The 2,934-nt window shown below is 36.0% G+C and carries 2 protein-coding genes; both read right to left on the reverse strand.

Translation table 11 applies throughout. The features are described 5' to 3' along the window. Positions 1–642: 642 nt before the first annotated feature. Positions 643–1,320 (reverse strand): uracil-DNA glycosylase, encoded by a 678-nt coding sequence (locus ACEN36_RS12860; RefSeq protein WP_407097729.1) that lies wholly within the window; start codon positions 1,318–1,320, stop codon positions 643–645. 121 nt (positions 1,321–1,441) lie between these two features. Further along, positions 1,442–2,620 (reverse strand): NupC/NupG family nucleoside CNT transporter, encoded by a 1,179-nt coding sequence (locus ACEN36_RS12865; protein WP_407097728.1) that lies wholly within the window; start codon positions 2,618–2,620, stop codon positions 1,442–1,444. Between the last annotated feature and the right edge of the window lie 314 nt (positions 2,621–2,934).

Below are 2,934 nucleotides of genomic sequence, written 5' to 3' on the forward strand. Positions count from 1 at the left end.
TGTCCTCATTTCAGTAAAAGTGCAAGGTTTTGTTTAACATCCTATAAAAACCCTTGCATCTATTATATCAATCATTAGTTGTAAAAGGCAGCAGAATAAGCATAGTTTATTATTCAGTAGACATTAAGTAAATGGATCTTTCGGTCCTCACTTAATTTCTCTGAGCGAGTGATCGCTTCATAGTTTGCTTGGAGTTCATCAACCAAACCTAACAAATTAAGATCCTCCTTATACATAATATTTTTCTTATTATAAAATATTTTTTTCGAATATGCATTATTTTAGCCTAGAAAAAATAAATATATATCAAATATTTCTTTCTTCTTCATTAAGCTCTCATTTTTCAAAGTTTTAAAAATTTCATTTGCCAGCAAACCATGTATTCTTTCCTTTTAAACATATTGGTCTAGGACGATTAAGACATATTCTCCCTTTTTTATTAAACCTATAACGATTATCGGTACATTGTGTATATTTTAACAAATAATGAGAATTCTTTCATATATACTCGCTTTTATATGTGAGTTTTTTTAGAAACATTCAAGTCATTTAAAGAAAGCATTCAAAAATACTGCATATAAAAAGAGATTTCTTATCAGAGCTATGCCACCCACAAAGAAATCTTTTTTCATATTTAACTAGTTATTTGTTTTCATGCCTGTCCATGTTTTCCAACCATTTTTTCACTGCATGCATGTCTTCATGAATCTTTGACTCTAACTGTCGATTGTAAAAGATACTGGCAGGATGGTAGGTACATAAAACTGGATACTTTTTGTCAGTCCACTGATAAGCAGTATCTTCAAGATCTGCTAAATATTGAACCGATGTCATCAGCACTTTTCCGTGAAGATCTTTTACTGCAGCTTGTTTTCCAAGCACTCGCTCAATGGCGGATGTTCCCAGCAAAATAATCAACGGTGCATCGATATGACTGATTTCATAGTCAGTCAACGGCGCGTGTGCCAATACTTCTTTACGATTTGGTTTGCGATTGTACCGCTTTAGTTCTTCCAAACCAGTACGTTTATTGAGTTTTAAGCGGTCTTTGAATGGTCGACTATGAAAAACACTGGTAATATACGTATTTTCTCTGGATAAACCAGCTGTCTCCAAAGTCCTCATCAATTCGATTCCTGCCCGTCCTGCAAATGGCGTATCTTCAACTGCCGTTACCTCAACTGCTCCCGGTGCTTCTCCAATCAACAGTGCTTTGGGGTTTTCTGGACCTTCCCCACGTATAAACCCCTCTACAGCAAAGCCTGCTGCACGTTGTTGCGCTAAGTTCAATAATTCAGTCGGCAAAATTGTTTTCAACATTTGATCACCTTCCTTGCTTCTCTTTTCAGATTAGCACATTTAAAGTTTTTACAAAAATATAAAACACAAAAAAAGCAGATCGTCTTAAACGACCTACTTTAAACGTACAATAGTTCTATTTTTATAAAAACAATCCGATAAACATTGCAGATAGTACCGGTACAATAAAGCCGCCTAACATTCCTCTAAAAGCTAAGTTGGACAAATCATTTTTTCTGTTTGGTGCAAAAACAGTTAAACCAGTCACGCAAATGGCAATACTAGAAAACGCTCCAAAACTTCCGACAGCAATGGATAACATTGCTACAGCTCTATTTGATAATTCTCCCATCATAGGCGCCAAATCGGCGTACGCCACAAATTCATTGATTGACAGCTTAGTCCCTAAGACTTGTCCTGCTATTCTTGACTCTGCTCCATTTAATCCCATCAACCAACCCAATGGCATAAAGATATAACCTAATAATTGCGTAAAACTCGTTCCTACTAATCCTAAAATACTATTTAATAAAGCTACAATAGAAATACCAGCTATCAAGCTCGCTCCGATTCCTAATACCATTTGCAATCCATTATTGATCCCTTCTGCCATTGCAGAAAAAACAGATGTATTATCGCCTTTACGGTCTAATGTTACATCAGATACTTGGCTGATTTCCGTTTCAGGCGTCAACATCTTAGCCACTAACAATGATCCAAAGGGAACCATAGCAGTTGTTACGAGAAGCCATTCCATTGGGATTCCCAATAAATTATACCCTACTAAAATAGACGCTGACATCGAACCCATTCCGGAAACTAGTACCGTCATCAATTCAGATTTCGTCATTTTAGGTAAGTACTTAGCGACCAAAAAGGGCGATTCAGTTTGTCCCAGCAGCATATTTGCTACTGCCACAAAAGATTCAGCTTTTTCGGTACCTGTTAATTTCCCTACTGCTCCGCCGATGATTTTTACGACCCAACCAACTACTCCTAAATAACCTAGAATACCTGTTAAGCCGGATAAGAAAATAATGACACCCAAAACATCAATAAAGAAATAGCCATTTCCAAATAAATCACCAAAAACAAATGACAATCCTTCGTTGGCAAAACTGAATAATTTCGTTACTCCCGCTGCCAGTTGTTTGATTAACCAGCTTCCTATAGGGACTTTAATTAAAAATAAGGCCAATACCAATTGGGCTGCTAGGGAAATACCCACTGTTTTTTTATTGATGGCTTTCTTATTATCCGATAATAAATATAAAACTCCCAACATGACAATAATACCTATTAAGGTTACTAATCTACTCATTGTTCTTGTACTCCATTTCTCTTCACAGTTCTTTTGATTGTGCATTTATTCTAGTTAATCAGTGTCCCAACGCCTTTGCCTCCAATTTGACCTTTTTACTTTATTTAGAAATAATCACAACTTCCCATACTACCATATTTTAAACAACTCTATCAAATCAATTTTAGTTCTGATTGCGTTCTCGGTCTAAAATGTCCTAAAACCAAGGCTCACATTAATGCAAGCTTTTACTTCGCAAAAGCTTGCATTAATGTGACCGAATTTGTTAAAATTAGTCTTAAGCTGTTTGTTCAGCTTCGTACTCTTCGAGTGTT

The sequence above is a fragment of the Desemzia sp. FAM 23989 genome (genome assembly GCF_045528345.1).
GTDB lineage: Bacteria > Bacillota > Bacilli > Lactobacillales > Carnobacteriaceae > Desemzia.